This is a genomic window from Nonomuraea sp. NPDC050733 (genome assembly GCF_040654215.1).
GTDB lineage: Bacteria > Actinomycetota > Actinomycetes > Streptosporangiales > Streptosporangiaceae > Nonomuraea.
The window spans coordinates 19147-43290 of the sequence record NZ_JBFAHO010000012.1 but is presented as its reverse complement, the minus strand read 5'-3'; the positions used below and the strand labels follow the sequence as shown (position 1 = coordinate 43290).

Below are 24144 nucleotides of genomic sequence, written 5' to 3'. Positions count from 1 at the left end.
CGGCGTGATGCCGGGGCCCTTCGAGGCACGTCATGCAGCGCGGACGTGATGTCCAGCCCTGCCGGCCCTGCGGGCAGGGCCGAGCGGGACTACCAGGGGGACCTGTTGTTGCGCAGGCGCTCGAGCGCCTCCTCGAGGATGGCCTTGCCGTCCTTGTCGCTCCTGCGCTCCTTCACGTAGGCCAGGTGCGTCTTGTACGGCTCATTCTTGGGCGGGGCAGGCGGGGCCTGCTCGTCCTGTCCTGCCGGGAGGCCGCAGCGCGGGCAGTCCCACGTCTCGGGGACCGCCGCGTCACTGGCGAAGCTGGGGCGCGTCTCGTGCATGTTCGCGCACCAGAACGAGACCCGCACTCTCGGAGCTGCCTCACCGCGCTCGGCCTCCCCCATCGGGCCGGCGCCGACACGGCTGCCACGGATCGCGTTGCCACTACCCACGGATGAACTCCTCGCTCGATCGCCCCGCGAGACACGGGGGGAGAATCACTGTCACGCGCCGAATCGCTACGGCTTCAGCAGCAGGCCAAGCGCGATGATGCAGACGAACCAGATCACGCCCGTGATGACCGTCAGCCGGTCAAGGTTGCGCTCCACCACGGACGAGCCGCCGAAACTCGACGAGAAACCTCCGCCGAACATGTCCGACAGGCCGCCACCCTTGCCCTTGTGGAGCAGCACGAGCAGGACCATGAGACAGCTCGCCAGGATGAGGGCGATGGAGATTCCGATTTCCACGGTATGCCTGTTCCTTCAGTGCTCTGTGACGCGTGACGATTCAAACTTGCCTCTAGAGGGTACGACCTGCTGTCAAGTCGCGCGCCCGGAACGGCTCAGCTAGCCGGGCATATCGGAAAAACGGCAGATCTTGACGAACTCGCCGGCGTCGATGCTGGCACCGCCCACCAGAGCGCCGTCGACGTCGGACTGCGCCATGATGCCGGCGATGTTGCCCGACTTCACCGATCCTCCGTACAGGATACGGACACCTGAGGCCACTTCGTCGTCGTACAGCTCAGCGAGTCGTCCGCGCAGGGCCGAGCAGACCTCCTGCGCGTCCTCCGGCGTCGCCACCTCGCCGGTGCCGATCGCCCACACCGGCTCGTAGGCCACCACGATCGACTTGACCTGCTCGGCGGTGACCTTGCGCAGCGCGCCCTCCAGCTGAGCCAGGGTGTGCGCCACGTGGCCGCCCTCCCTGCGCACCTCCAGCCCCTCGCCCACGCACAGGATCGGCGTCAGCGAGTGGCGGTAGGCGGCGTGCACCTTGGCGTTGACCAGGTCGTCGTCCTCGCGGTGGTGCTCGCGGCGCTCGGAGTGGCCGATCACCACGAAGGTGCAGCCGAGCTTGGCCAGCATCGCCCCGGAGATCTCCCCGGTGTAGGCGCCCGCGTCGTGCCGGGACAGGTCCTGCGCGCCGTACACGATGCGCAGCTTGTCGCCGTCCACCAGCGTCTGCACGCTGCGCAGGTCCGTGAACGGCGGCAGGACGGCCACCTCGACCTTGTCGAAGTCCTTGTCGCCGAGCGCGAAGGCGAGCTTCTGCACCAGGGCGATGGCCTCGAGGTGGTTGAGGTTCATCTTCCAGTTGCCGGCGATGAGCGGCTTGCGGCCGGCCCCACGGTCACCCTGTCGCGTCACTCCGCATCCTCCAGGGCGGCGAGTCCGGGGAGGGTCTTGCCCTCCAGGTATTCGAGGCTGGCCCCGCCACCGGTGGAGATGTGGGAGAAGCCGTCCTCGGGGAGGCCGAGCCGGCGCACGGCCGCGGCCGAGTCACCGCCGCCGACCACGGTGAAGGCGTCGGAGGAGATCAGCGCCTCCGCCACCGCGCGGGTGCCGCCCGAGAACGCGTCGAACTCGAACACGCCCATCGGGCCGTTCCAGAAGACGGTCCGGGCGTCGGCCAGCTTGCCCGCGAACAGCTCGCGGGTCTTCGGGCCGATGTCGAGCCCCTGCCGGTCGGCCGGGATCGCGGTCGCCTCGACGACGTCGTGGGGCGCGTCCTTGCCGAACTCGGTCGCCGCCAGCACGTCCACCGGCAGCACCAGCTCGACGTCGCGCTCGGCCGCCTGGTCGAGGAAGCCGCGCACCTGGTCGAGCTGGTCCTCCTGCAGCAGCGACTGGCCGACCTCGTGGCCCTGGGCCTTGAGGAAGGTGTAGGCCATGCCGCCACCGATGAGCAGCCGGTCGACCTTGGTGAGCAGGCTGGCGATGACGCCCAGCTTGTCGGACACCTTGGCGCCGCCCAGCACCACCACGTACGGCCGCTCGGCGTGCTCGGTGAGGCGCTTGAGCACCTCGACCTCGGCCACGACGAGCCCGCCCGCCGCGTGCGGCAGCAGCCGGGGCACGTCGTAGACGCTGGCGTGCTTGCGGTGCACCGCGCCGAAGCCGTCGCCGACGTACAGCTCCGCCAGGCCGGCCAGCTTCGCGGCGAACTCGCCGCGCGCCTGGTCGTCCTTGGACTCCTCGCCCGGCTCGTACCGGAGGTTCTCCAGCAGGGCCACCTGGCCGTCCTGGAGCCCCGAGACGGTGGCGTGGGCGCTGTCGCCGACCACGTCGGTGGCGAACGCCACGTCCTGGCCGAGCAGCTCGCCCAGGCGTGCGGCGACCGGCTTCAGCGAGTACTTCGGGTCGGCCTTGCCCTTGGGGCGGCCGAGGTGGGCGCAGACGACGACCTTCGCGCCACGCCCGGCCAGGGTCTGGATCGTCGGAACCGACGCTCTGATGCGGCCGTCGTCGGTGATCGTCTCACCGTCGAGAGGGACGTTGAGGTCGGCGCGCACGAGCACGCGCCGGCCCTTCACGTCGAGATCGTCGATCGTGCGCAACTGTGCTCCTTCCGCCGAGCGCGGCTCGGACGGTCCCGGGTGATGGATGTCTCGCTCAGCGCGGACCCGTCACAGGTCGGCGCCCACCAGCTCGATGAGGTCGGCCAGGCGGTTGGAGTAGCCCCACTCGTTGTCGTACCAGCCGACGACCTTGACCTGGTTGCCGATGACCTTGGTGAGGCCGGCGTCGAAGATGCAGGAGGCCGGGTCGGTCACGATGTCGGAGGAGACGATCTCGTCCTCGGTGTAGGTGAGGATGCCCTTGAGCGGGCCCTCGGCGGCCGCCTTGAGCGCGGCGTTGACCTCCTCGACGGTGACGTCACGGCTGACGTCCACGGTCAGGTCGGTGGCCGAGCCGGTGGGGATCGGCACGCGCATCGCGAACCCGTCGAGCTTGCCCTTCAGCTCCGGCAGCACCAGGCCGATCGCCTTGGCGGCGCCGGTGGAGGTGGGCACCACGTTGAGCGCGGCGGCGCGGGCCCGGCGCAGGTCCTTGTGCGGGCCGTCCTGCAGGTTCTGGTCCTGCGTGTAGGCGTGGATGGTGGTCATCAGACCCTTCTCGATGGTGAAGGTGTCGTGAAGGACCTTGGCCAGCGGAGCCAGGCAGTTGGTGGTGCAGGACGCGTTGGAGATGATCGTGTGGTTGGCCGGGTCATAGGAGTCGTGGTTGACGCCCATGACGATGGTGACGTCCTCGTTCTTGGCCGGGGCCGAGATGATGACCTTCTTGGCGCCGTTGTCGGCGTGCACCTTGGCCTTGGCGGCGTCGGTGAACAGGCCGGTCGACTCGAGGACGACGTCCACGCCCAGGTCGCCCCAGGGCAGCTTGGCCGGGTCGCGCTCCTCGAAGACCTTGATGGCCTTGCCGTCGACGGTGATCTCGTCACTGGTCGCCTTCACCTCGTACGGCAGGCGGCCCAGGATGCTGTCGTACTTCAGCAGGTGGGCGAGCGTGGCGTTGTCGGTCAGGTCGTTGACCGCAACGATCTCGATGTCCTTGCCGCCGGCGGCGACCGCACGCCAGAAGTTGCGACCGATGCGGCCGAAGCCGTTGACGCCTACGCGGATGCTCACGGGAACCGATCTCCTCGTACGTGATGCGGGCTGAAACCTCAATCCCCAACCCTATCGGACCTAAATTGGTTTAGACCACTGCAACCCCCGGCCTGCGTATCACCATTCCGGAGGCGCAATTTGTAGCGTTCGAGTAAAGTGCCCGACTCATCGGTGTAAATTCGGGCATTCTCTGGGGGCTGAGATGTCACAACGCAGGTCCGGCCTGCTGTCCGGCCTGGTCGTGGGCTTCGTCGCGATGGTCATCGGAGCGGCGGGATATGCGGCGGCGCTGTTCTTCGGATCGAGCCTGCCGTTCGATGTCCGCTGGCTCGGTGACGGTCTCGCTCTTCCGGCCGCCGCCTCGTTCGCGGTGGGCGTGTTCGGTGGCCTCGCCGTGCGGGCGGTGCGCGGGCGCAGCCTGGTGCTCCCGGTGGTGTCGGTGGTCTACGCCTGCGGCGCCTTGGTCCTCGGCTTCGTCGCCTTCCTGACGGCCGGAGCGATCAAGAACGGGATGCCCGTCGAGAACGTCGACAAAGTCCTCGCCTACGCCCAGGCGGGCGTGTTGATCCTGTGGCGCTTCCTCCAGACCTCGTGGGCGTTCTGGCTCATGGGTGGGGTCGCGGCGCTTCCCGCCTTCCTCCTGCCACTGGCCCGGGCCCTGCGACTGCGGCGCGCCGACCGCCGAGCGGACCGTGCCGACGCCATGCCCGCGCAGGAGCCACTGCCCGAGGAGCAGCCCGAGCCGGAGTACCGGGCGCCGTTCGAGCCGCTCCAACCGCCCAAGGCGACGCCCACCGCCACGACGGCCAACCTCTTCGCCCCTCGCGACCCCGTCCAGGACTGACCGCCCCGGCCCGCCTCACGTTGACGCACTCGCCAAGCGAGGCGGGGCCGGCACACGGCACCCCCGGACACACGTCCGGGCCGGTTCAGCGCCTACGGGCCCGGACCGCCTCCAGGGCCTTCGGGCGCGGACACACGTGCACGAGGCTGCCGTGCGCGACTCGCGACCGCGCGGACACGCCCCCAAGGGCGTTCCACGGGCGCGGGTCGCGGGTGGCCGTGTCTCAGGGACCGTGCCTCAGGGGGCGAGCATGTCGACCGTGAGGTTGGCCTCGGTGTTGGGGACGCCGAGGTCGGAGGCGCGCTTGTCGGCCATGGCCAGCAGCCGCCGGATCCGGCCCGCGATCGCGTCCTTGGTCAGCGGCGGGTCGGCGATCTGCCCCAGCTCCTCCAGCGACGCCTGCTTGTGCTCCACCCGCAGCCGCCCGGCCACCACCAGGTGCTCCGGCGCCTCGTCACCGAGGATCTCCAGGGCCCGCTGCACCCGGGCACCCGCCGCCACGGCGGCACGGGCCGAGCGCCGGAGGTTGGCGTCGTCGAAGTTGGCCAGCCGGTTGGCGGTGGCGCGCACCTCGCGGCGCATGCGGCGCTCCTCCCAGGCCAGCACGCTGTCGTGCGCGCCGAGCCGGGTGAGCAGCGCGCTGATGGCGTCACCGTCGCGCACCACGACCCGGTCGACGCCGCGTACCTCGCGCGCCTTGGCGTGGATCTTCAGCCGCCGGGCGGAGCCGACCAGCGCCAGCGCCGCCTCCGGACCCGGGCAGGTGACCTCCAGCGACATCGACCGGCCCGGCTCGGTGAGCGAGCCGTGTGCCAGGAAGGCCCCCCGCCAGGCCGCCTCGGCGTCGCAGGCCGCCCCCGCGACGACCTGACGCGGCAGCCCGCGCACGGGCCGCCCGTGGTTGTCGATCAGCCCCGTCTGCCGGGCGAGCGCCTCACCGTCGCGGTAGACGCGCACGACGTACCGTGATCCCTTGCGCAGCCCGGCGGGCGCGAGCACGAGGACCTCCGCCTTGTGGCCGAACACCTCGCCGATGTCCTTGATCAGCCGCCGCGCGGTGGCGTTGGTGTCGAGCTCCGCCTCGATCACGATGCGCCCGCCCACCAGGTGCAGGCCGCTGGCGAACCGCAGCAGCGTGGATACCTCGGCCTTGCGACAGCAAGGCTTCAGCACCGGCAGTCGGCTCAGCTCGTCCTTGACCACACCCGTCATCGCCATAAGCGTTAGTCCTCCCCCATTCAGACCGGCTCCCAGCAGTCTCTCGCACCTTCGCACCCCGCCGACCAGGATCAACGCTTCTGGAGGAAAATCTCGTCCAGGACGGAGGCAAGACGTCGTGGGTCATGCCGGGGCGAGCCGTCGGCGGCGGCCACGTCGGCCAGCACGGGACGGCCACCGAGCGCGGCGGCCGCCTTCTCCAGCGCGTCGAGGTCGTCGACCACGCCCGTGTCGGCCAGGATGACGTCGACCATCAGCTCGGGCGCGTGCTGTCTGAGCACGTCCAGATGCTGCTGGGGGGAGAAGTCGTCGGTCTCGCCCGCCTGCGGGGCGAGATTGAGCGTGACGAGCCGCCTGGCCCGGGTCTCGTGCAGGGCCCTGGCCAGCTCGGGCACCTTCAGATGCGGCAGCACGCTGGTGAACCACGATCCCGGCCCGAACACCACCCAGTCGGCCTCCAGGACCGCCTCGATGGCCTCCGGCCGGGCGGGAGGGTCCTCGGGGACCAGGGAGATGGCCTGCACGCGCCCAGGGGTGAGGGCGCACGCCACCTGGCCGCGCACGGTCGAGGTGACGCCGTCGAGCTCCACCTCGGCGACGATGTCGAGCGGCACCGAGGCCATCGGCAGCACCCGCCCGCTGGCTCCCAGCAGCCGCCCCACCCAGTCGAGACCGGCCACGGGATCGCCGAGCAGCTCCCAGAGCGCCACGATGAGGAGGTTGCCGACGGTGTGGCCGTGCAGATCACCCTCGCTGCGGAAGCGGTGCTGGACCACCTCGCTCCAGGTGATGCCCCACTCGTCGTCGCCGCACAGCGCGGCCAGCGCCATGCGCAGGTCGCCGGGCGGCAGGACGCCGAGCTCGCGCCGCAGACGGCCGCTGGAGCCGCCGTCGTCGGCCACGGTCACGATGGCCGTGAGCGAGTCGGTCACGGCCCGCAACGCGGACAGGGAGGCGTACAGGCCGTGCCCGCCGCCGAGGGCCACGACCCGCGGCCCCCGAGGCCGGCCCTCACCCGCCGGCACCCCACTCGCGGACATCTTCCTCATGGGCACCCCACTCTTCGGTACCCCACCCACAAGCGCCCCACTCATCGGCGCCCCACTCGCGGACGCCCCACTCGCGGACGCCCCACTGCGAGGCACCCCACTCGCCGGCACCCCACTCGCGGGCACTTCACTCGCTGGCACCCCACTCGCGAACGCCCCACTCACGGGCACTCCGCTCGCGGACGCCCCACCGCGAGGCACCCCACCTGCGAACGCCCCACTACGGGGCGACTCAACGCCAGCGGTCGAGAGGTTCACGGACGACGTCTTCACCGAGGAGGCGGCCGCGGAAGACGCGGCTACGGACGACGCATCCGTGGACGGAACACCCTGGTCCTGGTTGTCATCGGTCACTCCCGCCCCACATCCCGATGGCTCACCTGGACCTCCATCCCGCGGTCGCGCAGGCGGCCGGCGACCTGCTCGGCCATGGCGACGCTGCGGTGCTTGCCGCCCGTGCAGCCCACCGCCAGCGTCGCATAGCTCTTTCCCTCGCGGGCATAGCCGGCCGCGACCACCTTCAGGACCTCCTCGTACGCGTCGAGGAACTCCTTGGCGCCCGGCTGGCCCAGCACGTACTCGCTGACCGGCGCGTCCAGGCCGTTCATCGGCCGCAGCTCGGGCACCCAGTGCGGGTTGGGCAGGAACCGGCAGTCGACCACGAGGTCGGCGTCGACCGGCAGGCCGTACTTGAAGCCGAAGGACACCACGTTGACCCGCAGCCCGGGACGGTCCTCGCCGCCGAAGTAGGCGACGATCTTGTTGCGGAGCTCGTGCACGTTGTGGGAGGAGGTGTCGATCACGAGGTCGGCGTTGGCCCGCACCTCGCGCAGGATGCCGCGCTCCCGGGTGATGCCGTCGACGAGCCTGCCCTCGCCCTGCAACGGGTGCGGGCGGCGGACGTTCTCGAAGCGGCGGACCAGCTCCTCGTCGCTGGCCTCCAGGAACACCACGCGCACGCGCACGCCGCGGCCTTCGAGCTCCTCGATGGCGGCGTTGAGGTCGGTGGTGAAGGCGAGGCTGCGCACGTCGACCACGGCCGCCACCTTGTCGGCGGCGAGCTTGACCTTGCCGGCCTCCTCGGCCATGGCGAACAGCAGGCCCGGCGGCAGGTTGTCGATGACGAACCAGCCGAGGTCCTCCAGCGCCTTGGCCGCGGTGCTGCGTCCCGCCCCGGACATGCCGGTGACGATGACGAACGCGGGCTCCCTGCTCTCGGCCACGCCCCGCTCCACGGCGGCTGCCGCGGCCGCGGCGACCTGGGCCGCCGGGCCCGCCGGAGCACCTTGGGCCGCTCCACCACCCGGGCGTGTCGCGCCCGGCTCCTCGTTGTCTTCGGCGGCGCTCATCGTCTCACTCCGTTCGGCCGCTCGGTCGGTCAGGCCTACCCGCTTCGCCCGGCGCCGTGACGGCTGCCCCGCCCCCGGTGACGCCGTTCAGGGCGCCGGCGCCGTCACCGGCACGCGTGCCGAGAGTGCCGTCACCGGCACGCGTGTCAAGGGTGCCGTCGGCGTCGCCGGCGGCCCGCCGGGCGGGCGCCGCCTCGCTGGTGGTCACGGATGACTCCCCCTTCAGCGTCGATGCGATCACCTCCGCGGTCGACCGGCCGATGCCGGGGACCTCGCAGATCTCCGCCACGGTGGCCTCGCGCAGCCGTTTGACGGAGCCGAAGTGCTTGAGCAGCGCCTGCCTCCGTGCCGGGCCGAGACCTGGCACGCTGTCGAGCGCGCTCTCCTTCACGGTCTTGGACCTCTTGGACCGATGGTAGGTGATGGCGAACCGGTGCGCCTCGTCGCGGACACGTTGCAGCAGGTAGAGCCCCTCGCTGGAGCGCGGCATGATGACCGGCTGGTCGTCGCCGGGCAGCCACACCTCCTCCAGCCGCTTGGCCAGGCCGCACACGGCGACGTCGTCGATGCCCAGCTCGTCGAGCGCCCGCTGCGCGGCGGCGGCCTGGGGGCCGGCGCCGTCGACGACGACGAGGTTGGGCGGGTAGGCGAACTTGCGTGGCTTGCCGGTCTCGGGGTCGATGAGGCCGTGGGCCTCGTCGTCGGCGGCCAGCTCGCCGGTGGCCGAGCGCTCCTCCAGGTAGCGGCGGAACCTCCGCATGATCACCTCGTGGATCGAGGCGACGTCGCCCTCCTTGGTCTTGACGGCGAAGCGGCGGTACTCGCTCTTGCGGGCCAGGCCGTCCTCGAAGACGACCATCGACGCCACCACGTTCTCGCCCTGGAGGTGGGAGACGTCGTAGCACTCGACGCGCAGGGGCGCCTGGTCGAGGCCGAGCGCGTCGGCGATCTCCTGGAGCGCCTTGCTGCGCGTGGTCAGGTCACTGGCGCGGCGGATCTTGTGCTGGGCGAGCGACTCCATGGCGTTGCGCGCGACGGTCTCCAGCAGCGACTTCTTGTCGCCGCGCTGCGGCACCCGTACCTCGACCCGGGCCTTGCGATGCTCGGACAGCAACTCGGCGACCGCGGCCGCGTCGGGCGGCAGCTCGGGCACGAGCACCTCGCGGGGCATCGAGTCGGGGCTCGCATCGCCGTACATCTGCAGCAGGAACTGCTCGACCAGCTCGCCCGGCGTGGTCTCCTCGACCTTGTCGACGACCCAGCCGCGCTGGCCGCGGATGCGCCCGCCGCGCACGTAGAAGACCTGGACGGCGGCTTCGAGCGGGTCCTCGGCCAGGGCGATGACGTCGGCGTCGGTGCCCTCGCCGAGCACGACCGCCTGCTTCTCCAGGGCGCGCTGGAGCGCCTGGACGTCGTCGCGCAGGCGGGCGGCGCGTTCGTACTCCTGCTCGCCGGCGGCCTCGCGCATCTCCTTCTCCAGCCGCTTGATGAAGCGGCTGGTGTTGCCGGCCATGAAGTCGCAGAAGTCCTCGGCGAGCGCGCGGTGCTCCTCGGGGGTGACGCGGCCGACGCACGGCGCGGAGCACTTGTCGATGTAGCCGAGCAGGCAGGGCCGGCCGATCTGCCCGGCCCGCTTGAACACCCCGGCGCTGCAGGTGCGCACCGGGAAGACGCGCAGCAGCAGGTCGACGGTCTCGCGGATGGCCCAGGCGTGGGAGTAGGGGCCGAAGTAGCGGGTGCCCTTGCGCTTGGCGCCGCGCATCACCTGGACGCGCGGGAAGTCGTCGCCCATGGTGACGGCGAGGTACGGGTAGGACTTGTCGTCGCGGTACTTGACGTTGAAGCGGGGGTCGAACTCCTTGATCCAGGAGTATTCGAGCTGCAGCGCCTCGACCTCGGTGCCGACGACGGTCCAGTCGACGTCGGCCGCCGTGGTCAGCATCGTCTGGGTGCGCGGGTGCAGGGCGGAGAAGTCGGCGAAGTACGAGTTGAGCCGCTGTCGCAGGCTCTTGGCCTTGCCGACGTAGATCACCCGGCCGTGCGCGTCCCTGAACCGGTAGACCCCCGGGGACTCCGGGATGGACCCGGGCCGGGGCCGGAAGCTCAAGGGGGTGCCCGCTGATCTCGCCACGTTCAAAGACTAACGGCCCCCACCGACAGACCCCGCCGCCGACCGACCGGTCCCGGGCCGCCGGGGCGAAGGGCATGGGTGTGGCCCTGCACAGGTGCCTCGCGGGTGTGGCGTGGGCCCGGCGAGGGACCTGTGCAGGGCCGTACGGAATGGCTCAGGCCAGGGTGATCTGGTCGCCCTCCACCTTGATCTGCTTCTCGGGAAGCGGCTCCGTGGCCGGCCCGTCGGCGACCGCGCCGTCCTGCACCTTGAACTTGCTGCCGTGACACGGGCAGTCGATCAGCCCGTCGGCCACCTTGTTGACCGTGCAGCCCTTGTGCGTGCAGATCGCGCTGAACGCCTTGAACTGGCCCGCCGTGGGCTGCGTCACCACGATCTTCTGCTCCTTGAAGACCGTACCTCCGCCCACCGGGATGTCGGCCGTCTTGGCCAGGGCGCCGCCCGCGGACGAGCCGGTGCTCCCGGCACTCGGCTGCCCGCTCCCGCTCGTGGACGGCGCGCCGGTCTCGGTGCCGGTGGACGTGCCGCTCTCGCCGCCGCCACAGGCGGTCAGCGCCAGCGCGAGGCCACCGACGCCCACTCCCGCGATCACCGCTCTGCGGCTCTGAAGGTCTTCTGCCATACGTCCCACCCAACCGCACTCAGGTGAGAAAAGCATGAAAGTTTAATCAAGCAAGCATGATCTTATCGCCGTCCACCTTGATCTTCTTCTCGGCGAGCGGCTCGTCCGCGGGGCCGTCCGCCACGGAGCCGTCCTCGATCTTGAACTTGCTGCCGTGGCAGGGACAGTTGATCGTGCCGTTCGAGACGCTGGCCACCGTGCACCCCGCATGGGTGCAGACCGCCGTGAAGGCCCTGAACTCGCCGTCCTGCGGCTGGGTGACGACGATCTTCTGGCTCTCGAAGACCTTCCCGCCCCCCGAAGGGATGTCGGCGGTGTCGGCGAGCGCCTTGCCGCCGCCCGTCGTCTTCGTCTTCTTCTTCGTCGGCGCCGCGGACGAAGAAGACTCCTCGGCCTGGGGTTCCTCCTCGGCGGGAGGCAGGCTGCCCTGGGTGGCGGGGTCGCCGTAGCTGGCGCAGGCGGTCAGAACCGCGGCCAGTCCGGCGCCGCCGGCCCCCAGTACAACCGCCCGGCGCGTCGTATCGGTCATGGTGCGTTCCTCCAGGTTCGGGTCTCATCCCCAGGTACGGCCGGCACCCGCCGGCCGGTTCAGCGTCACCTACGCCGATCGGGAGAACCACGCACAATTACCGGTAGGACGCACCCGCAGGGGTGAGCCCCTCAGACGACGACGATGCCGTCGCCCTCGACCTTGACCTGGTACGCCGCGAGGGGCGCGGTGGCGGGCCCCTTGAGGCACTTGCCGGTGTCGGCGGCGAACTCGCTGCCGTGGCAGGGGCACGTCATGACGGAGTCCTGCGGCGAGCCGACGGAGCAGCCGCGATGCGGGCAGATCGCGCTGAACGCCTTGAAGACGCCCTCGGCGGGCTGCGTGATCATGATCTTCCACTGCTCCACGAAGGTGCCGCCGCCGACCGGCACGTCGGCCGTCTTGGCGAGGACCTGCCCCTTGATGCTCTGCGCCGGGGCCGTCTCCTCGCCGCCGGCGCCGCAGCCGGCGAGCGCCAGCCCGCACACGGCCGCTCCCGCCACGCCGATCGCCTGACGACGTCCCACCGCATCCACGCGCGTCTCCTCGATCGCGGGCATGTCCTCGATCGCGGGCATGGCGAAGCCCCGCTCCGAACCCCTCATGTGCTGCCGACCCTTCCGCGTCGCCGCCGACCCCCGCAGGTCAGGCCCCCTGAAGACCTTGCTCCTGCGCGTTCATCACTGTAGGGGCAGTGGGCGCCGGTCCCGTCAGCGGGTGGTGCGCGATCGGTCAGCGGCACCGGCGAACCTGCCGCCATGACCGTTCTCAGCGACTCGTCCGAGCCCTCCTCCCCGCCGCCCTCCTCCCCGCCGCCCTCCTCCCCGCCGGGCCACGTCCCCTCCGCCGGGTCCCGGCCGCCGCTCTCCGGCGCGCGTCCTCGCTGGTGGCGGCGGCCGTGGGTGGCGCCGCTGGCCGTGGTCGCGCCGGCGTTCGTGGCGTTCTCGCTGCCGCCGTACGTCTCGTTCGACCCGTCGCTGTCGCGGGTGCCCGCGCCGGCGTTCTTCCCGCCCCACTACGTGGTGCTGTCGCTGCACGTGGTGTTCGGCTCGGTGGCGATGCTGACGTGCTGCCTGCAGATCTGGCCGTGGTTCAGGGAGCGCCATCCGCGGGCGCACCGGCTGGTCGGCAGGGTGTACGTGTTCGGCGGCTGCCTGCCGGCGGGGCTGATGGGCCTGGTGGCGGGCCTGGCCACGCCGTTCGGGCACGTCATCCGGGCCAGCAACGTGCTGCTCGCGCTGCTGTGGCTGGGCTGCACGATCGCCGGATGGCGGACGGCCCGGCGGCGCCGGTTCGTGGAGCACCGCAGGTGGATGGTGCGCAGCTTCGCCCTCACCATGTCGATCATCACGAACCGGATCTACGGCGTGGTGCTCGTCATGCTCTTGCAGCCGGAGCTGGAGACCACCTTCCACGGCGACCAGGCGTTGCTGGCCCAGACGGCGGCGGGCCTGGGGGGATGGCTCGGCTGGGTGCTGCCGCTGCTGGTGGCGGAGTGGTGGCTGGAGCGCGGCGACGCCAGGCGCCGCGCCCGCCGCCGCGCAGCCGAGAGCCCGTCCTCCGCGGCCTGACCGGCCGGGGAGGGACTGCCTGACCGGCCGGGACCCCGCGCCCGGCTAGAGCTGGAGGATCTTGCGGAGGAAGCGGCCCGTGTGGCTCTCCTCGACCACGGCGATCTCCTCGGGCGTGCCCGCGGCGACCAGGGTGCCGCCCCGGGAGCCGCCCTCCGGCCCCATGTCGATGATCCAGTCGGCGGTCTTGATGACGTCGAGGTTGTGCTCGATGACGATCACGGTGTTGCCGCCGTCGACCAGCCGGCCGAGGACGCCGAGCAGCCTGCGGATGTCCTCGAAGTGCAGGCCCGTGGTCGGCTCGTCGAGGACGTAGATCGTCCGCCCGGTCTGCCGCCGCTGGAGCTCAGAGGCGAGCTTGACCCGCTGCGCCTCACCGCCGGACAGCGTGGTGGCGGGCTGACCGAGCCGGACGTAGCCGAGGCCGACGTCGTGCAGCGTCTGCAGGTGCCGCTTGATCGCCGGGATCGCGTCGAAGAAGGCGAGCGCCTCCTCGATCGGCATGTCCAGCACCTCGGAGATGGTCTTGCCCTTGTAGTGGACCTCCAGCGTCTCCCGGTTGTAGCGGGCGCCGTGGCAGACCTCGCAGGGGACGTAGACGTCCGGCAGGAAGTTCATCTCGATCTTGATGGTGCCGTCGCCCGCGCACGCCTCGCACCGGCCGCCCTTGACGTTGAAGCTGAAGCGGCCAGGCTGGTAGCCGCGGACCTTCGCCTCGGTGGTGGCCGCGAACAGCTTGCGTACGTGGTCGAACACACCGGTGTAGGTGGCGGGGTTGGAGCGCGGGGTGCGCCCGATCGGCGACTGGTCGACGTGGACGACCTTGTCGACGTGGTCCATGCCGTTGATCCGGGAGTGGCGACCGGGCACCGTGCGGGCGCCGTGCAGCTCCTTGGCCAGGGCGGCGTACAGGATGTCGTTGACCAGCGTCGACTTGCCCGACCCGGACACGCCGGTGACGGCGGTGAACAGGCCCAGCGGGAAGTCGATGTCGACGCCCTTGAGGTTGTGCTCGCGGGCGCCCTTGACCGTGATCTGCCGCTTGCGGTCGCGCTTGCGGCGCTGGGCCGGGATGGCGATGCTGCGGCGGCCGGACAGGTACTGGCCGGTCAGCGACTCCTCGCTGGTCAGCAGGTCCTGGACGGTGCCGGAGACGACGACCTGGCCGCCGTGCTCGCCGGCGCCCGGCCCGATGTCGACCACCCAGTCGGCGGCGGCGATGGTGTCCTCGTCGTGCTCGACGACGATCAGGGTGTTGCCCATGTCGCGCAGCCGGACCAGCGTGTCGAGCAGGCGCATGTTGTCGCGCTGGTGCAGGCCGATCGAGGGCTCGTCCAGGACGTACAGGACGCCCACGAGACCGGAGCCGATCTGCGTGGCCAGCCGGATGCGCTGCGCCTCGCCGCCTGCCAGGGTGGCGGCGGCGCGGTCCATGGTGAGGTAGTCGAGGCCGACGTCGAGCAGGAAGCCCAGGCGGGCGTTGATCTCCTTGACGACCCGCTCGGCGATCTGCATGTCGCGGTCGGACAGCTTGAGCTCGGACAGGAACGCCGCGCACTCGCCGATCGACATGGCCGACACCGCGGCGATCGACTGGCCGGAGACGGTCACGGCCATCGAGACCGGCTTGAGCCTGGCTCCCTTGCAGGCTGGGCAGGGGATCTCCCGCATGTAGCCCTCGAAGCGCTCGCGGGTCGCGTCGCTCTCCGCCTCGGCGTGCCGGCGCTGCACCCACGGGATGACGCCCTCGTAGGTGGTGTAGTAGGAGCGCTGGCGGCCGTAGCGGTTGCTGTAGCGGACGTGGACCTGCTCGTCGTAGCCGAACAGCAGCGCCTTCTGGGCCTTCTTCGGCAGCTTCTCCCAGGCGGTGTCGAGCGTGAAGCCCATGGTGTGGCCGAGCGCCTCGACCAGCCGGACGAAGTACTCGCTGGTGTGGCCGCCCGACCAGGGGTGCAGGGCGCCCTCGCGCAGCGTGCGCTCGGGGTCGGGGACGACCAGCTCCGGGTCGACCTCCATCTTGGTGCCGAGGCCGGTGCACTCGGGACAGGCGCCGAACGGGGAGTTGAACGAGAACGAGCGGGGCTCCAGCTCCTCGAACGACAGGTCGTCGTACGGGCAGTAGAGGTGCTCGGAGTAGAACCGCTCGCGGCCGGGGTCGTCGTCGGGCAGGTCGACGAAGTCGAGGGTGATCGTGCCACCGGACAGCTGCAGCGCGGTCTCGACCGAGTCGGTGAGCCGCCGCCGCGCCGACTCCTTGACCGACAGACGGTCGACGATGACCTCGATGTCGTGCTTCTCGTACTTCTTCAGCGTCGGCGGCTCCTCCAGACGCACGACGGTGCCGTCGACCCGCGCCCGGGCGAAGCCCTTGGTCTGCAGCTCGCGGAACAGCTCGCTGTACTCGCCCTTGCGGCCGCGGATGACCGGGGCGAGCACCTGGAAGCGGGTGCCCTCCTCCAGGTCCATCACCCGGTCGACGATCTGCTGCGGCATCTGCCGCGCGATCGGGCGGGAGCAGACCGGGCAGTGCGGCTTGCCGATGCGCGCCCACAGCAGCCGCAGGTAGTCGTAGACCTCCGTGATCGTGCCGACCGTGGAGCGGGGGTTCTTGCTGGTGGCCTTCTGGTCGATCGACACCGCGGGCGACAGACCCTCGATGAAGTCGACGTCGGGCTTGTCCATCTGGCCGAGGAACTGGCGGGCGTAGGCCGAGAGCGACTCGACGTAGCGTCGCTGGCCCTCGGCGAAGATCGTGTCGAAGGCCAGGCTCGACTTGCCCGAACCGGACAGGCCGGTGAAGACGATCAGAGCGTCTCGCGGCAGGTCGAGCGAGACGTCCTTGAGGTTGTGTTCGCGCGCACCACGCACGATGAGGCGGTCTGCCACGGCGATCCCGATGTCAAGAAGGCGGATAGGTCCACGGGGATGGTAGACGGGGGCACCGACAATTTCGGCGGGCCGTTTGCCGCCCCCCGAAAATCCGTCCCTCTCAGATTACGGCCTGCTCCCACCTCAGCAGGTGGCCTTCCCATGTCAACGTCATGACCTGCCCTTTTATGCCCGTCGCCCGATCCCGCACCCACCAGATGCTGAAATATGTGGCATGACAGTAGTTACGACCTTACGGGGTGAGCTGACCTCGGCGACCTCCGCGCTCCTGGACACCGTGGCGGCGCTCGGCGACCCTGACGTGGCCGCGCCGTCCCGTCTGCCCGGGTGGACGCGCGGCCACGTCCTCGCCCATCTGGCCAGGAACGCCGACGGGCTCGTCAACCTGCTCACCTGGGCCAGGACGGGCGTGCGCGTCCCGCAGTACGACAGCGCCGCCGCCCGGGACGCCGGGATCGAGGCCGGCGCCCACCGGACGGCCGCCGAGCAGCTGGCCGACCTCCGGGAGAGCGCGGCCCGCCTGGACGCCGTGGTCGAGGACCTGCCGGAGGAGGCGTGGCGGGCCCCGGTGGAGGCGATGCGCCCGCCGCCGCACCCGGCCTGGTACGTGCTGGTCCGGCGCATCCGCGAGCTGGGCATGCACCACGTGGACCTCGGGGCGGGGTACGGCCCGGCGGACTGGGGCGAGCGGTTCGTCCGGCGGGAGCTGCACGACTGCCTGCGGACGTGGCCGCACGACAGCAGCACGGTCGGCGGGATCCGCCTGCTGGACGCGCCGGGCGGAGACCTGCCGGCTCTCTGGCGTGACCTCGGCACGGGTCCGGTCGTGGAGGGCCGGCCGGCGGACATGCTGGCCTGGCTGACAGGCAGATCAACGGGCAAGGGGGTTAGGGTGGTGCTGGAGGGGCGGTCGTCCGTGCCCGGCCCGGCGGACCCGCAGGTTCCCGCGGCACCGCCGTGGCTGACGATGCCCGCCCCGGCTGACCTGCCCGCGACGCCCCCGGAGGACTACCCATGACCTACACAGGCGACGTCCAGGTCGGCGGTCCGGCCGACGTGCGCGAGCTGCCCAAGCTGACGATCAGCAAGCTCGCCGTCGGACCGTACGACAACAACGCCTACCTGCTGCGCTGCGCCGAGACCGGCGACGGGCTCCTCATCGACGCGGCGGCGGAGGCGGACCGGCTGCTCGCGCTGGTGTCCGACCAGCCGCTGAGCTCCATCGTGACGACGCACCAGCACGGCGACCACTGGCAGGCCCTGGAGCAGATGGTCAAGGTGACGGGCGCCCAGGTGATCGCGCACCCCCTGGACGCGCCGGCCCTGCCGGTGCCGGTGGACCGCGAGGTCGAGCACGGCGACCGGATCACGGTCGGCGTCGTGACGGTGGAGGTGATCCACCTGCGCGGCCACACGCCGGGCTCGATCGCGCTTCTGTACGACGGTGGCGGCGCGGAGAAGCACCTGTTCACGGGTGACTCGCTGTTCCCCGGCGGCGTGGGCAACACGTGGAAGGACCCCGAGCGCTTCGCGCAGCTCTACGCCGACGTGGTCGAGCGGATCTTCGACCGGCTGCCGGACGAGACGTGGGTCTACCCGGGCCACGGCAAGGACACGACGCTGGGGGCCGAGCGGCCGTCGCTGCCGCAGTGGAAGGCCCGCGGCTGGTGAGCCGGCGGGCGGCCGGGTGATCCGGTGTCCGTTCAGCGGCCGGTGAGCACCTGCGCGATACGGTTCGCCGCCAGCGCCGGGTCGTCGGCCAGCCCGACGATCTCACCCCACGACCAGCGGTAGAACCATCCGTCCGACAGCGGCACGCAGTCGACGGTCTCGGCCAGCATCGCCGTGTCGGGATCGCTGATCCGCAGCGCCGGGGGGTAGGCGCGCAGCGTGGCGGTCAGGCCGCGCGCCTCCAGCTCCTGTGCCAGCTTGCCCAGGAAGTACGTCCGGGTGTGCTCACGGGGTGTGGCCGACATGGCGGCTCCATCCATCCGGGGCCGGGACGGCGGCCGCCGTCAGCCGACGCGCTCGGCTTCCTTCCGCTGCTCCCGCTTGTAGAACAGCACCCTCAGCGGGATCGCCGCGACGAGCGCGATCTGCATCGAGGCACCGATCTTGATCGGCAGGTCGCCGCCTTCCGGCCAGGCCACCCAGAAGGTGAGGAAGGCCACGTTGACCATGATCCAGCCCAGCACGACGGCGGCGAGCTGGCCCTTCGGCTTCGGGTACTCGATGCGGCTGACCATCAGCCAGGCCACGCCGAGCACGGCCAGCAGGGCCAGGATGTTCGGCTCGAACAGCAGCACGATCGAGATCACGGTCATGGCGCCCATGGGGATGGGCAGGCCCATGAAGTCGCCGCTCTTCGTCTTCACGCAGGCGAACCTCGCCAGCCGTACGACGCCCGCGATGAGCACCGCGGCGGCGGCCGCCAGCACGGCGGGGAACGGAACCCGGTCGGTGAAGCCGCCCCAGATCACGATCATGAACGCGGGTGCGAACCCGAAGCTGATCACGTCGGCCAGGTTGTCCAGCTCGGCGCCCATCGCCGAGGCGCGGAAGCGCCGGGCGACCAGGCCGTCGAACAGGTCACAGGTGGCGCCGATGAGGAGCAGCACCACCGCGGTCGCGAAGTAGCTCGGCGCGGGCCGGAACCCGTCGCCCTCCTGCAGCGAGCGGATCGCCGAGGAGGCGAGGACGCAGACCGCGAGGAACCCGCAGAGCGCGTTGCCGAGAGACAGCGAGTCGGCCGCCGAGAGACGGAACGCCTTGCCGACGGGGCCCTGAGGCTCCTCCTCCTCGGCCTGCCAGCTGCCGGCGTCAGCCGTGGTCAATTCTGGTCACCCCCGCAACCGTCTTCTGGCCCACCGACACAGCGGGCGAGATGCCTTCCGGAAGGTAGATGTCCACCCGGGAGCCGAACCTGATGAGACCGATGCGATCGGTCTGCTCGACCTTGGCGCCCGCGGTCAGGTACGGCACGATCCTGCGCGCCACCGCGCCCGCGATCTGCACCATCTCGATGTCGCCGAGCGCGGTTTCGAAATGCCACACCACGCGTTCGTTCTGGTCGCTGTCCTTGTTGAAAGCCGGCAGGAACCCACCCGCCACATGCTGCACGGAGGTGACATTTCCCGCAAGAGGCGCCCGGTTGACGTGGACGTTCAGCGGGCTCATGAAGATGGCGACCCGGGTGCGGCCGTCGGGCCACGGGTCGATGCTCTGCACGACCCCGTCGGCGGGCGACAGGATCCGGCCGAACCCGGGGATGCGGTCAGGGTCGCGGAAGAACCAGAGCATGCCCCCGGTCAGCGCGCTCAACGGCACCGCCGCGAGCGCCCATCGCCGGTCCCGGCGCGCGAGCAGCGCGGTCGCGGCCGCGATGGCCGCAGTCGGGAGGAGCCACGGGGACACCCCGCGTGCGAGCCGGACTCGGCTCGTCTTAGCAGAATCGTCTGACACGGACAACCTTTGGTGAATGACTGGACTGGGCGCTTTGCCGTGATGTTACAGAGTCAGCAACTATTACACGGCGCGACTACACAAGCAAAGCGCCTCGAAAGCCATTTAGCCAGCCCTGGTAGGACTGCTTTCCTCGCTCCGGCGCGTGTCGACGCGGGCCTTGATCAGGCTGGCCACGGTGGTGATGACCATGGTGCCGCCGATGACCGTGAGTGACAGCCAGATGGGGATCTCGGGCGCCCAGGAGGCCCCGCTGGCGTGCAAGGCCTCCGATATCAGCTTAACCCCGATGAACCCAAGGATGAACGCCAAACCGTAGCTGATGTAAACAAGCCGCTGCAGCAGGCCACCCAGCAAGAAGTAGAGCTGACGCAGCCCCATCAGGGCGAACGCGTTGGCGGTGAAGACGATGAACGGGTCGGTGGTGAGCCCGAAAATCGCCGGAATCGAGTCGAGCGCGAACAGCAGATCGGTGGAGCCGATCGCGATCATCACGATGAGCATCGGGGTGACCATGCGGCGGCCGTCGATCTTGGCGGTGATCTTCGAGCCGACGTACCCCTCGGTGGTGGGGAACGCCCGGCGCACCCACCGGAGCAGGATGTTCTCGTTGAAATCCTCGTCCTCGTCCTTGAGGTGGTCACGCACGATGGTGAAGGCGGTGTAGAGGAGGAACGCGCCGAACACATAGAACAACCAGCTGAACCGCTCCAGTGCGGCGGCGCCCAGCGCGATGAAGATGCCGCGCATCACCAGCGCCAGCACGATGCCGACGAGCAGCACCTTGTGCTGGTAGGCCCTGGGCACCGCGAACCTGCTCATGATGATGAAGAAGATGAACAGGTTGTCGATGCTCAGGCTGTACTCGGTGATGTAGCCGGCGAAGAACTCGCCCGCCTTGTCGGGGCCCGTCGTGGCCCACAGCAGGGCGCCGAAGGCGACGGCCAGGGCGACGTAGAACGTGACCCAGTAACCGGCCTGGCGCATGGAGAACTCACGCGCCTCGCCACGGTCGACGATCCACAGGTCCACGGCCAGAACCACCAGTAGACCGCCGATGACGGCGAAATAGGCCCAAACGGGTGCGGTCACGTCACTTCCTCCGGCATGCATGAACTGACTGCCGGAGGTCTCTCCCGCCCGCCATGATCGGCGAACCGGCAGCCCCGGGGGCCCCGTGGAGCGGGGCTGCACCGTGATGACGAGGCTGCCGCGAAGGGATACTCCCCTCCCTAACGAACGCAGTATATGAGAACGCTTAAGGTCCGCCTAATCATCCCCCACCTTGGCGGTCTCCGTACACGGACAGCACGCTGTCCACCGCGTCGTCGTCGCCGGGCAGCTCGGCGCCGCGCCGGGCGGAGGCCGCCGCCATGCGGGTCGCCGCCGCGGGGTCCGCCACGATCTCCCGTACGGCCGCGCGCATCGCGCCGGCGTCGCCGTACGGCACCAGCCGCCCCGCCCCCGCGAGCAGCCCGGGGATACCGCCGACGGCGGTCGCGACGACGGGACGACCGGCCATGAGCGCCTCGCTGAGGCTCAGCGGCAGGCCCTCCCAGCGGCTCGGCCACACGACGACGGTGGCGGCGGCCAGCAGGTCGGGCACGTCGTCACGGTTGCCCAGCAGCGTCACGGGCAGCCGCTCGGCGTCGATCCTGGCCTGCAGCGCCTCCCTCAACGGCCCCTCCCCCGCCACCACGAACAACGGCCGCACATCCTCGCCGGCCGCGGACTCGGTCGCCCCTGCCCCCGCCTCCTTCGCCGCCCCGGACCCCACGCCCTGCTCGACCGAACCCGAGCCCCGGCCTCCGGAGCCCTGCCCTCCCGAACCGCGGCCCTTTGAACCGTGGCCTTCCGAGCCGTGGCCTTCCGAACCGTGGCCCACTGGGCCGCGGCCCTCTGAACCGTGGCCGCCCCAGCCGTGGTCCCCCGGCTTCGCGCCCGGCCAGGGGCCGCGGGCGACGTCGAGCAGGGTCTCCAGGCCCTTCTGCTGGGCCAGCCGCGCGAGGGTCAGCACGATCGGCCGTCGCCCGGCCCCCAGCTCGGACCGTACCTCCTCGGGTGTCTTCTTCGCCGGCCTGAGCACCCGGCCGGGCACCACGGCGGGCCGCACATCACCGGCCCCCAGCGCGACCATCCGCTCCCCCAGGTCCGGGGAGACGACGAGCACGTGGTCGGCGCGCCGGGCCACGACGCGTTCGAGCACCCCGTAGACGACCCCGACGAGCCCCCCGGCGGTGAGCGCGTTGTGCAGTGTCACGACCAGCACCCTCCGCCGCCGCCCCGCCGTGCGGCCGTCCCGCCCCTCGGGCGCATCGGAGCCGCCACCACGCCCCGTCACAGCACCCGCCCCGCCGTCACGCCCTTCCGGCGCATCGCCCGGCGCGCCGGCCCCGACCGACCTCCGCGACAGCCGGCGGGTCAGCAAGGCACCGCGGCCCGGCAGGGCGAGGGCGGCGAGGGCGCCGGCGCGCAGCCCGTGGGCGTGGACCACGTCGGCGTCCCTGGTGAGCCGCCGGAGGGCCAGCACCGAGCGGGCGTCGTCCAGCGGGTGCGGCCGGTCGGAGACGCGGACCGGCACGAACCGGGCGCCCCCCTCCGTGAACGCGAACTGCTCCTCGACGCTCGCGGGCCCCGCCACCAGCACCCGGTGCCCGCGCCGCGCCAGCCCTCCGGCCAGCATGCGCACATGCCGGCCGGTGCCCCCGGACGTGGTCCCCATGACGAATGCCACCCGCACCTGCTCGTTCCTTTCTCTCCCGCCACCTGAAAACGACCGGAAAAACACCTGGTAACCGCCTGAAAGACCCGGAAAGCAGGCCTCAGGACCGTCTGCCCCGTACGAGCGTGCCCGCGAGAGCTCTGGCGTCGTCGCGGTCCACCAGCGCCACCACGAGCCCGCCCGCGGCCAGCGCCGCGACCGCGGCCAACGGCAGCGCGCCGATCTGCCCCCAGAAGCCCTGCGGATCGAGCGCCGCCACGACGCCGGCCCCCGCGAGGTAGCCGGCCACGCCGCCCGCGACGGCAGCAAGCGCGGCACGTCCCAGGCCGGCCGCCGCTTCGCGTCCCCGCGCGCGTACGACGGACACCATCAGCAGCACTCCGCCCATGGTCATGCCCACGCTCATGCCGAGCGCCATCCCGGCGATCCGCCACCCCTCGGGGAAGGTGAGCGCGAACACCGTCTGCGCCACCATCGTCACGACCCATCCGGTCACCGTGCCGGTGGCGGCGGCCCTGCCGTGCCCCGCCGCGTACAGGACGCGGCTCAGGTGTGCGATGAGCCCGTAGCCGAGCAGGCCGGGCGCGAACAGCGCGATCGTCCGCGCCAGGTCGTCCGGCGGCACGTCGCTCTTGGTCCAGAGGAACACCGCTGCGCCCGGCTCCGAGGTGGCGGCGAGCACGCCGGCGGCCAGCCCGGACACGACCACGACCGCCCGGCTCGCCCCGGCCGCCAGGGCGGAGAACGCCGCCGTCTCCCCCGTCTCGGCCTGCGCCGACAGCCGGGGGAAGGCGCTGGTCGCGATGGGCACGGCCAGCACGGCGTACGGCACCAGGTAGATCGCCCAGGCGTAGTTGTAGACCGCGAGCGCCCCGCCGCCCACGGCCTTGTTGGACAGCAGCACGACCACGACCATGGCGGCCTGCTGGGCGAGGAGCGCGGCCACGCCGGCCATGGCCAGCCGCCGCACCTGGACGGCCACGCCGGGCGGGAAGCGGAGCGCGGGCCGCCATCGCAGCCCGAGCCCGGCGACGGGCCCCACCACGGTGAGGACGAGCGCGAGCACGCCGAGGCTGGTGCCCACGGACAGGGCCAGCTCGGCCGGGCGGGGCAGGGCGGTCAGGCCGTCCCGGCTCGCCCAGTCGCCGCTGAGCGGGACGAACAGCAGGTAGCCGACGATGACCACGATGCTGGACACCAGAGGGGCGAGCGCGGGCCCGGCGAACCGCTTGTGCGCCTGCAGGACGCCGTAGAGGACGACCGCGACCCCGTACAGGGGGATCTGAGGGGCGAAGACGACCAGCATGCGCGTCGCCACGGCCTGGACGCCCGCGACGTCGGAGACGTCGCAACCTTTCACCTCCCCGCCGAGGAACAGCCCGACGATCGGCCCGGCGAGCAGCGCGGTGAGCGCGCCGAGGGGGACGAGCACCACCAGCACCCAGCTCAGCAGGGCGGAGCTGATCTCCTCCACCCGCGCCCGCCCGGCGCCGCCGTCCTGGCCGGTGGCGGCCGCCCCGGCGAGGACGGGGACGACCATCCCGGCCAGCGCCCCGCCCACCACGACCTCGAAGATGATGTTGGGGATCTGGTTGGCGGTGAAGTAGGCGGTGCTCAGGCAGTTGGTGCCGACGGTCCTGGCGAAGGCGTACTGCTTGGCGAAGCCGGTCACGCGGGCGAGGATCGTGATGGCGCCGATGAGCATGGCGCCCCCGGCGACGCCGCGCGCCAGCCGGGCCGTCACGACGTCCTCCCCGCGGCAGGCCGGCTGACCGGCCGCCGGGCCGCGTGCGCCATCAGTCCCCCGATCACGCTGACATCCTGGCAGGCGGCACCGACAGCCCCGTCACCTGGGACCCCGGCCGCCGTGAGCGCTTC

At 71.2% G+C, this 24144-nt stretch carries 23 protein-coding genes; 4 read left to right on the top strand and 19 right to left on the bottom strand.

Annotated features, from left to right (window positions below; genetic code table 11):
• Positions 1-89 precede the first annotated feature (89 nt).
• From AB0H64_RS20935 to gap, 5 genes are all read right to left on the bottom strand, one after another.
• Complete coding sequence (locus AB0H64_RS20935; protein WP_310708920.1) at positions 90-434, bottom strand: RNA polymerase-binding protein RbpA; 345 nt, start codon at positions 432-434, stop codon at positions 90-92.
• Positions 435-500: 66 nt separating this feature from the next.
• Complete coding sequence (gene secG, locus AB0H64_RS20930; protein ID WP_310708919.1) at positions 501-731, bottom strand: preprotein translocase subunit SecG; 231 nt, start codon at positions 729-731, stop codon at positions 501-503.
• Positions 732-830: 99 nt separating this feature from the next.
• Positions 831-1634: a triose-phosphate isomerase gene (tpiA, locus tag AB0H64_RS20925; RefSeq protein ID WP_357626761.1), complete on the bottom strand. Its 804-nt coding sequence runs from the start codon at positions 1632-1634 to the stop codon at positions 831-833.
• On the bottom strand, positions 1631-2824 hold the full coding sequence (locus AB0H64_RS20920) for a phosphoglycerate kinase (protein ID WP_357626758.1): 1194 nt from the start codon (positions 2822-2824) through the stop codon (positions 1631-1633). Before AB0H64_RS20920 ends, tpiA begins: the two co-directional genes overlap by 4 nt.
• Positions 2825-2893: 69 nt before the next feature.
• Positions 2894-3898, bottom strand: a complete 1005-nt coding sequence (gene gap, locus AB0H64_RS20915; protein ID WP_310708916.1) for a type I glyceraldehyde-3-phosphate dehydrogenase — start codon at positions 3896-3898, stop codon at positions 2894-2896.
• Between the two features lie 184 nt (positions 3899-4082).
• On the opposite strand from gap, the gene AB0H64_RS20910 reads away from it, so the two are divergent.
• The gene (locus AB0H64_RS20910) at positions 4083-4724 is read left to right on the top strand and encodes a hypothetical protein (protein WP_357626756.1); all 642 of its coding nucleotides are present in this window, start codon (positions 4083-4085) and stop codon (positions 4722-4724) included.
• Positions 4725-4961: 237 nt separating this feature from the next.
• Here the strand turns inward: AB0H64_RS20910 and whiA are convergent, their stop codons facing one another.
• The 7 genes from whiA to AB0H64_RS20875 all read right to left on the bottom strand — a co-directional run bounded on the left by whiA (position 4962) and on the right by AB0H64_RS20875 (position 12227).
• A complete protein-coding gene (whiA, locus tag AB0H64_RS20905; RefSeq protein WP_310708914.1) occupies positions 4962-5942 on the bottom strand; it encodes a DNA-binding protein WhiA in 981 nt (326 codons plus the stop codon).
• Between the two features lie 71 nt (positions 5943-6013).
• Positions 6014-6982 carry a uridine diphosphate-N-acetylglucosamine-binding protein YvcK gene (yvcK, locus tag AB0H64_RS20900; protein WP_357627080.1) on the bottom strand — a complete coding sequence of 323 codons (969 nt, stop codon included), beginning with the start codon at positions 6980-6982 and terminating at the stop codon, positions 6014-6016.
• A gap of 359 nt (positions 6983-7341) precedes the next feature.
• Positions 7342-8340: an RNase adapter RapZ gene (rapZ, locus tag AB0H64_RS20895; RefSeq protein WP_357626753.1), complete on the bottom strand. Its 999-nt coding sequence runs from the start codon at positions 8338-8340 to the stop codon at positions 7342-7344.
• 4 nt (positions 8341-8344) lie between these two features.
• Positions 8345-10447 carry an excinuclease ABC subunit UvrC gene (gene uvrC, locus AB0H64_RS20890; RefSeq protein ID WP_357627077.1) on the bottom strand — a complete coding sequence of 701 codons (2103 nt, stop codon included), beginning with the start codon at positions 10445-10447 and terminating at the stop codon, positions 8345-8347.
• Positions 10448-10625: 178 nt separating this feature from the next.
• Positions 10626-11093 carry a Rieske (2Fe-2S) protein gene (locus AB0H64_RS20885; RefSeq protein WP_357626751.1) on the bottom strand — a complete coding sequence of 156 codons (468 nt, stop codon included), beginning with the start codon at positions 11091-11093 and terminating at the stop codon, positions 10626-10628.
• 46 nt (positions 11094-11139) lie between these two features.
• On the bottom strand, positions 11140-11622 hold the full coding sequence (locus AB0H64_RS20880; protein WP_357626749.1) for a Rieske (2Fe-2S) protein: 483 nt from the start codon (positions 11620-11622) through the stop codon (positions 11140-11142).
• 131 nt (positions 11623-11753) lie between these two features.
• Positions 11754-12227, bottom strand: a complete 474-nt coding sequence (locus tag AB0H64_RS20875) for a Rieske (2Fe-2S) protein (protein WP_357626746.1) — start codon at positions 12225-12227, stop codon at positions 11754-11756.
• 153 nt (positions 12228-12380) lie between these two features.
• Between AB0H64_RS20875 and AB0H64_RS20870 the strand changes: the two genes are divergently transcribed.
• Positions 12381-13193 (top strand): DUF2306 domain-containing protein, encoded by an 813-nt coding sequence (locus AB0H64_RS20870; protein WP_357626744.1) that lies wholly within the window; start codon positions 12381-12383, stop codon positions 13191-13193.
• 45 nt (positions 13194-13238) lie between these two features.
• Here AB0H64_RS20870 and uvrA read toward each other — a convergent pair whose 3' ends face one another.
• Positions 13239-16079 carry an excinuclease ABC subunit UvrA gene (gene uvrA, locus AB0H64_RS20865; protein ID WP_357626741.1) on the bottom strand — a complete coding sequence of 947 codons (2841 nt, stop codon included), beginning with the start codon at positions 16077-16079 and terminating at the stop codon, positions 13239-13241.
• Between the two features lie 217 nt (positions 16080-16296).
• Between uvrA and AB0H64_RS20860 the strand changes: the two genes are divergently transcribed.
• Positions 16297-17100 (top strand): maleylpyruvate isomerase family mycothiol-dependent enzyme, encoded by an 804-nt coding sequence (locus AB0H64_RS20860; protein WP_357626738.1) that lies wholly within the window; start codon positions 16297-16299, stop codon positions 17098-17100.
• Entirely contained in the window at positions 17097-17753 is a 657-nt protein-coding gene (locus tag AB0H64_RS20855) for an MBL fold metallo-hydrolase (RefSeq protein WP_357626735.1), read from the top strand. The genes AB0H64_RS20860 and AB0H64_RS20855 overlap by 4 nt, the downstream gene beginning before the upstream one ends.
• Before the next feature lie 32 nt (positions 17754-17785).
• On the opposite strand, the gene AB0H64_RS20850 is transcribed toward AB0H64_RS20855, so the two are convergent.
• From AB0H64_RS20850 to AB0H64_RS20825, 6 genes are all read right to left on the bottom strand, one after another.
• The gene (locus AB0H64_RS20850) at positions 17786-18058 is read right to left on the bottom strand and encodes a hypothetical protein (RefSeq protein ID WP_357626732.1); all 273 of its coding nucleotides are present in this window, start codon (positions 18056-18058) and stop codon (positions 17786-17788) included.
• 39 nt (positions 18059-18097) lie between these two features.
• Positions 18098-18916, bottom strand: a complete 819-nt coding sequence (gene pssA, locus AB0H64_RS20845; RefSeq protein ID WP_357626730.1) for a CDP-diacylglycerol--serine O-phosphatidyltransferase — start codon at positions 18914-18916, stop codon at positions 18098-18100.
• Positions 18903-19544: a phosphatidylserine decarboxylase gene (locus AB0H64_RS20840; protein ID WP_357626727.1), complete on the bottom strand. Its 642-nt coding sequence runs from the start codon at positions 19542-19544 to the stop codon at positions 18903-18905. Before AB0H64_RS20840 ends, pssA begins: the two co-directional genes overlap by 14 nt.
• Positions 19545-19649: 105 nt before the next feature.
• The gene (locus tag AB0H64_RS20835; RefSeq protein ID WP_357627074.1) at positions 19650-20636 is read right to left on the bottom strand and encodes a TerC family protein; all 987 of its coding nucleotides are present in this window, start codon (positions 20634-20636) and stop codon (positions 19650-19652) included.
• A 181-nt stretch (positions 20637-20817) separates the two neighbouring features.
• On the bottom strand, positions 20818-22284 hold the full coding sequence (locus AB0H64_RS20830; protein WP_357626724.1) for a glycosyltransferase family 4 protein: 1467 nt from the start codon (positions 22282-22284) through the stop codon (positions 20818-20820).
• 82 nt (positions 22285-22366) lie between these two features.
• Positions 22367-24010: a lipid II flippase MurJ gene (locus tag AB0H64_RS20825; protein ID WP_357626721.1), complete on the bottom strand. Its 1644-nt coding sequence runs from the start codon at positions 24008-24010 to the stop codon at positions 22367-22369.
• Positions 24011-24144 lie beyond the last annotated feature (134 nt).

Bases quoted from the DNA above. Each gene is read 5' to 3' on its own strand.
- yvcK (WP_357627080.1), bottom strand. From the start codon at position 6,982: ATGTCCGCGAGTGGGGTGCCGGCGGGTGAGGGCCGGCCTCGGGGGCCG.
- AB0H64_RS20860 (WP_357626738.1), top strand. From the start codon at position 16,297: ATGACAGTAGTTACGACCTTACGGGGTGAGCTGACCTCGGCGACCTCC.
- AB0H64_RS20855 (WP_357626735.1), top strand. From the start codon at position 17,097: ATGACCTACACAGGCGACGTCCAGGTCGGCGGTCCGGCCGACGTGCGC.
- AB0H64_RS20875 (WP_357626746.1), bottom strand. From the start codon at position 12,227: ATGAGGGGTTCGGAGCGGGGCTTCGCCATGCCCGCGATCGAGGACATG.
- AB0H64_RS20850 (WP_357626732.1), bottom strand. From the start codon at position 18,058: ATGTCGGCCACACCCCGTGAGCACACCCGGACGTACTTCCTGGGCAAG.
- whiA (WP_310708914.1), bottom strand. From the start codon at position 5,942: ATGGCGATGACGGGTGTGGTCAAGGACGAGCTGAGCCGACTGCCGGTG.
- AB0H64_RS20870 (WP_357626744.1), top strand. From the start codon at position 12,381: ATGACCGTTCTCAGCGACTCGTCCGAGCCCTCCTCCCCGCCGCCCTCC.
- rapZ (WP_357626753.1), bottom strand. From the start codon at position 8,340: ATGAGCGCCGCCGAAGACAACGAGGAGCCGGGCGCGACACGCCCGGGT.
- AB0H64_RS20910 (WP_357626756.1), top strand. From the start codon at position 4,083: ATGTCACAACGCAGGTCCGGCCTGCTGTCCGGCCTGGTCGTGGGCTTC.
- AB0H64_RS20880 (WP_357626749.1), bottom strand. From the start codon at position 11,622: ATGACCGATACGACGCGCCGGGCGGTTGTACTGGGGGCCGGCGGCGCC.
- AB0H64_RS20885 (WP_357626751.1), bottom strand. From the start codon at position 11,093: ATGGCAGAAGACCTTCAGAGCCGCAGAGCGGTGATCGCGGGAGTGGGC.